The organism is Bacillus sp. BB081 (assembly GCF_008368895.1).
GTDB classification, from domain to species: domain Bacteria; phylum Bacillota; class Bacilli; order Bacillales; family Bacillaceae_G; genus Bacillus_A; species Bacillus_A wiedmannii.
This window is the reverse complement of record NZ_QOZX01000060.1, coordinates 1-5,397: the sequence shown is the minus strand read 5'-3', so window position 1 is coordinate 5,397 and position 5,397 is coordinate 1. Positions and strand designations below refer to the sequence as shown.

Here is a 5,397-nt window from a genome sequence, read left to right as displayed (position 1 = left end):
TATTGCATCGGCGACTTGTTCTATACTACACCTCTAAGGTGAAATCGTCAACACCTTTTTATAAAGATATTCAATTTAATATTTTTATGCTCTTTTAGCTAGATATGCCTCTACAAAGAGTCATTACTAGAAACCACCTTCTGCTTCTCTTTAATTTATTCTTCCAAAACATATTCGATTTCATTTGAACTCTAGACTTAATTCTTGTAGACATGTCCCTCCAACAAAACTAGCAACCTTATTTTAACAAATACTAGTATATAATTAGAGAGTTGTTGTACTAGCAATAAAACTCTATTAGAAGCAGGTGAAAATATGAAAGATATACGTATCCTTATAGCAGACGATGATAAAGAAATCCGAAATTTATTAAAAATATATTTAGAACGAGAATTATATATGGTAGATACTGCGGTTAATGGTGAAGAAGCCTTACAATTATTTAATCAAAACAACTATAACCTCGTTATATTAGATCTTATGATGCCGAAAGTAGATGGTATCGAAGTATGTAGAAAACTTAGAGATAAAACTAACGTACCTATATTAATGCTAACCGCTAAAGATCACGAAATTGATAAAATTTTAGGTTTAAGCATTGGCGCTGATGATTACATTACGAAACCTTTCAGTATTCACGAAGTAGTTGCACGAGTAAAGGCTCTTATGCGGCGTTTTTTAGTTCTTGGAAGTAACACTACTGCACAAGAGAAAACAATTTTAGCTTTCAAAGGACTAACTATCGATTTAAATACATACACAGTTCATACAAATAAAGAAGAAATCAGCTTAACCGGAAAAGAACTGGAACTGTTGAAATTCTTTACTTCAAACCCAGGACAAGTATTTACAAAAACACAGCTCTTTCGAAATGTATGGGACGATAATTATATAGAAGACGATAATACCGTTATGGTACATATTCGAAAACTTAGAAAGAAAATAGAAATCAATCCTTCTAATCCAAAATTCATTCAAACTGTATGGGGAATTGGTTATAAGTTTGTAGGTGAAAAACTTGAAGACTGATAAAACCCTATTCCTTATTTCATTACAACTTATCATTTGCGGGCTTTTAAATATACAAATGGGCCCAAAAGGAAAGATGTCTTTATTTATTACCCTTATTTTAATTACAATGTATCTCTTCTTTTCAAGAATACAATTCATTCAACATCGCAAATCAGTGGACACAAAATTAGGTCGTGTACTAAAAGGAAATTTACAAACGAGATTATTCACAAGCAATGACCCCTCATTACATAGTATCGTTTTTTCAATAAACGAACTGATAGCTGAATTAGAAAAGGTTCGGATCGAAGCAAAAAGATCCGAGGAATCTAGAAAACAACTTTTGTCTAGTATCTCGCACGATATCCGAACACCACTCACCTCTATTATTGGATATATCGACGCTTTAAAAGATGGGGTTGCTGTTTCTGAAATAGAAAAGAAAGAATATCTTAAAATACTTTATATGAAATCAAATAACTTAAAACATCTAGTTAATGAAATATTCAATATGGCAAAGCTAGACGCCAATGAATTTCCACTAAAAGAAGAGGAACTCGACTTTTCTGAAGTTACTAGAGAAGTTTTGATTGAATTTTTACCTGAACTCTCAAAACATAATCTCGAACTACAGGTTCTCATACCAGAATCTACTTGTCCTATCATTGCAGACCAACTTAGCCTTATGCGAATTATGAGTAATTTGATAAAAAATGCCATTTATTACGGAAAAGATGGGAAAACATTAGGGATCGAACTACTAGAAACTGATACAGACTATGAACTTCTTATTTGGGATAAAGGCCCTGGTATTCCAAAACATGATTTACAAAACGTATTTGAACGAATGTACCGAAGCGAACAATCGAGAAACTCCTCTTCTGGTGGTAGCGGTCTCGGGCTTTCAATTTCTAAAGCACTCGTTGAGAGAAATGGTGGGCATATATGGGTTGAAAGTACTCCATGGAAACGAACTACTTTTGGCTTTTCAATTCCAAAATACATTTCTTTTAAGAAATAGTTAAGAAATGATTAATATGCAGTTAAGCCTTCCTTCTTATCATGTAATTAAGAACTTATAGAAAGTAGGTGTTTCCTATAAATACAATTATAAAAACGACTAACCTTACTAAAGTGTATGGCACACAAAAATCAGTAGATAATCTAAATATTAATGTTCAACAAGGCGAGATTTATGGATTCATAGGACGAAACGGTGCGGGCAAAACAACAACCATTCGTATGCTACTCAGTCTTATAAAACCTACAAGTGGAAATATTGAAATATTCGGAGAGGACTTATTTCAAAATCAAAAAGATATTTTAAGAAGAATTGGTTCTATCGTTGAGGTTCCAGGGTTTTATGAAAACTTAACTGCAAAAGAAAACTTATTAATTAATACAAAGATAATTGGGATTCACAAAAAGAATGCTATTAAAGAAGCATTAGAAATCGTAGGATTGCAGCATGAAACAAAAAAATTAGTTGGAAAGTATTCTTTAGGAATGAAGCAGCGCCTAGGTATTGCACGTGCCCTTCTCCATTATCCCGAATTACTCATACTAGATGAACCAACTAACGGGCTCGATCCCATTGGTATTAAAGAAATGCGAAAACTTATTAAATCTTTAGCTCAGGAAAGAAATATAACGATACTTATTTCCAGTCACATATTAGCTGAGGTAGAACAATTAGTTGATCGTATGGGAATTATTCATGAAGGAAGGTTACTAGAAGAAGTTTCTCTTAATACGCTACGTAAAGCAAACCGTAAGTACATAGAATTTCAAGTGAATAATGAAAACAAAGCCGCAATGCTATTAGAAAATCAGCTTCAAATCTTTGATTATGAAGTACATGATGAAGGGAATATTCGTATTTATTCTCATTTTGGACAACAAGGATACATCAACAGAACATTCGTTCTAAATGGTGTAGAAGTATTAAAAATGATGATAAGTGAAGATAGATTAGAAGATTATTTCACTAAATTAGTTGGAGGTGGAACAATTGGTTAATCTACTCTATACAGAACTACTAAAACTAAAACGCTCTAATATGTTTTTAATTAGCATTATTGGGGCTGGTGTCGCACCTTTCTTAGTCGTAGTAGCTTCTTATATACATATAAAAACCAAACAGCCCACTCCGACTATTTGGTTCCATCAATTATTTACTGATGTTAACTTATATACTACTTTAGTGATAGGGTTCCCCTTATATGGAGTAGTAATTGCTTATTTGTTTACCCGTGAATATGCAGAAGACACACTAAAGAATTTACTAACTATCCCCGTATCGCGTATTAGCTTTATTATAAGTAAGTTCATCACTCTTTTTCTTTGGATCATGATGCTAACTTTAGTCGCTTGGGCACTTACTTTAATATTAGGGCTATTGGGGAACTTCCCTGGTTTTAACACTGCTTTATTTTTAGGTTCTTTTCTAAAATTTTTAATCTGTGGTGGACTTCTCTTTCTATCGTCTTCACCTATTGTGCTACTAACTCTTGTAATGAAGAGCTATGTACCACCTATTATATTAACAGTCATTATTACAATGACTAATCTTATGCTCGTAAACTCCAAACATAAAGATTTATTTCCGTGGACCGCTACTCTTGATATCGCAAATAATGAATTACAACCCACATATCCACCGGAATATTCTTATATCATCATTGCAGCAACAGCAGTTTCAGGATTTTTTGCAACACTATTCTATTTCAAAAGAGTAGACATTCATTAATTTATAGGAGTGAAACGATGAGCGATATCATTATTGCCTTCATACTCGGTATCGTAGAGGGGTTAGCCGAATTTTTACCTATCTCTTCTACTGGGCACCTTATATTAGTCGGGCATTTATTAGATTTTGAAGGAGAAAGAGCGAAAACGTTTGAAATTGTTATACAGCTAGGGGCAATTTTAGCTATTGCAATTTTATATCATAAACGCCTCGTTTCTTTATGTAATATTAAACCTCTTCTGCGGAAAGAGAAGAAATTCAACGCATTCCATGTATTTCTTGGCGTATTTCCAGCAGTAGTTGCTGGTTTACTACTACATGGTGTTATTAAAACTTACTTATTTCAGCCCTATACTGTCGTAATTGGACTTGTAGCAGGGGCAATTCTTATGCTCTTTGCAGAAGTAAAAAAGAAAGAGGCAACCTCCTATTCACTGGATGATTTAACATACCGTCAAGCATTAACAATTGGATTATTTCAATGCTTAGCAGTATACCCCGGCTTCTCTAGAGCTGGCTCTACTATTTCTGGAGGTCTATTAGCAAAAGTAAATTATAAAACTGCATCTGAGTTCTCTTTTCTCATTGCTCTTCCTGTAATGGTAGGCGCTACAGGCTTAGACTTGTTAAAAAGTTGGAAGTATTTAAGTGTCAATGATATCCCTATGTTTGCGGTAGGATTCATTACCTCTTTTATAGTAGCAATGTTAGCAGTAGTAACATTCCTAAAGCTTTTAGAAAAGATAGGCTTAAAACCTTTCGCATACTATCGTATTTTGTTGGCTATCTTATTTACGCTTTTCGTATTGCTATAAATTCATATAAGTCACAGATAAAAAACCGATATTCAAGTTAGAATATCGGTTTTTTATCCATTTCACATCTAGTACTACCTACTCCAATATGGCATAGTGGGAATAAATCATCATTAATAATCCAAATGTTCTTCAAGCAATTTTAGTCTTTACCGTACGACACAATTCAAAATTTAAACATTCCTCTATTAATATGGATGTCTACTGGAAAATGCTATATAGGGACCGAAAGTGTCTACAAACCATATTCATTCCACACATATTATCTTTCTTAATTCGCAACACACCGATACAAGTTTTAAATGCGTACAAAGACATAGCAAATAAGGAAATTTCCCAGGGATTATAAAGAGACTAAAATTATTAATTAAAGTGAGGTAACAATACAATTGAATCCTTTAGTACAATCATATCGGGATACTTATTGGGGAAACGGTGACAAACCGAAATCTATTACAGCTTGGCAATTCGGTGATTCTTCTAATTATCTCGCACAGTTAGTAATTGACGGCATAAAAACAGCAACATGCTCCGTTCACATTTTTTATGAATTAGAAAACGAACCACTACTGACTACTAACGATTATAGTATTATACTCATTAGTAATGATGAACCTGTAGCTATTATTAAAATAATAGAAGTAACTGTAACACCAACGAATGAAGTAAGCGAAGAATTCGCTATTGATGAAGGCTTAGGAGATCTTATTTATAATTACCGGAAGTTCCTGTTGCTACTTTTAAAGCTATAAGCTAGTTATTTATAACTCAAGAAGCCCATAAATAACTAGCTTATTTTATTAAACACAAAAAAGACGAGTC

The 5,397-nt window shown here is 33.2% G+C and carries 5 protein-coding genes and 1 pseudogene; all 6 read left to right on the top strand.

Annotated features, from left to right (window positions below; translation table 11 throughout):
* Nucleotides 1–315: 315 nt before the first annotated feature.
* Nucleotides 316–1,029, top strand: coding sequence for a response regulator transcription factor (locus DN394_RS22645; protein ID WP_046953851.1), 714 nt, complete (start codon nt 316–318; stop codon nt 1,027–1,029).
* Entirely contained in the window at nt 1,019–2,032 is a 1,014-nt protein-coding gene (locus DN394_RS22640; protein WP_149294257.1) for a sensor histidine kinase, read from the top strand. The genes DN394_RS22645 and DN394_RS22640 overlap by 11 nt, the downstream gene beginning before the upstream one ends.
* A gap of 68 nt (nt 2,033–2,100) precedes the next feature.
* Nucleotides 2,101–3,030, top strand: a complete 930-nt coding sequence (locus tag DN394_RS22635) for an ABC transporter ATP-binding protein (RefSeq protein ID WP_097918339.1) — start codon at nt 2,101–2,103, stop codon at nt 3,028–3,030.
* On the top strand, nt 3,023–3,760 hold the full coding sequence (locus tag DN394_RS22630; protein WP_141475424.1) for an ABC transporter permease: 738 nt from the start codon (nt 3,023–3,025) through the stop codon (nt 3,758–3,760). The genes DN394_RS22635 and DN394_RS22630 overlap by 8 nt, the downstream gene beginning before the upstream one ends.
* A 17-nt stretch (nt 3,761–3,777) precedes the next feature.
* The gene (gene uppP / locus DN394_RS22625; RefSeq protein WP_060486332.1) at nt 3,778–4,575 is read left to right on the top strand and encodes an undecaprenyl-diphosphate phosphatase UppP; all 798 of its coding nucleotides are present in this window, start codon (nt 3,778–3,780) and stop codon (nt 4,573–4,575) included.
* Between the two features lie 389 nt (nt 4,576–4,964).
* A pseudogene (locus DN394_RS22615) lies at nt 4,965–5,294 on the top strand (ASCH domain-containing protein); the annotation flags it as partial.
* Nucleotides 5,295–5,397: the final 103 nt, after the last annotated feature.

Coding starts and splice junctions, on each gene's coding strand:
- DN394_RS22645 (WP_046953851.1), top strand. CDS start 316: ATGAAAGATATACGTATCCTTATAGCAGACGATGATAAAGAAATCCGA.
- uppP (WP_060486332.1), top strand. CDS start 3,778: ATGAGCGATATCATTATTGCCTTCATACTCGGTATCGTAGAGGGGTTA.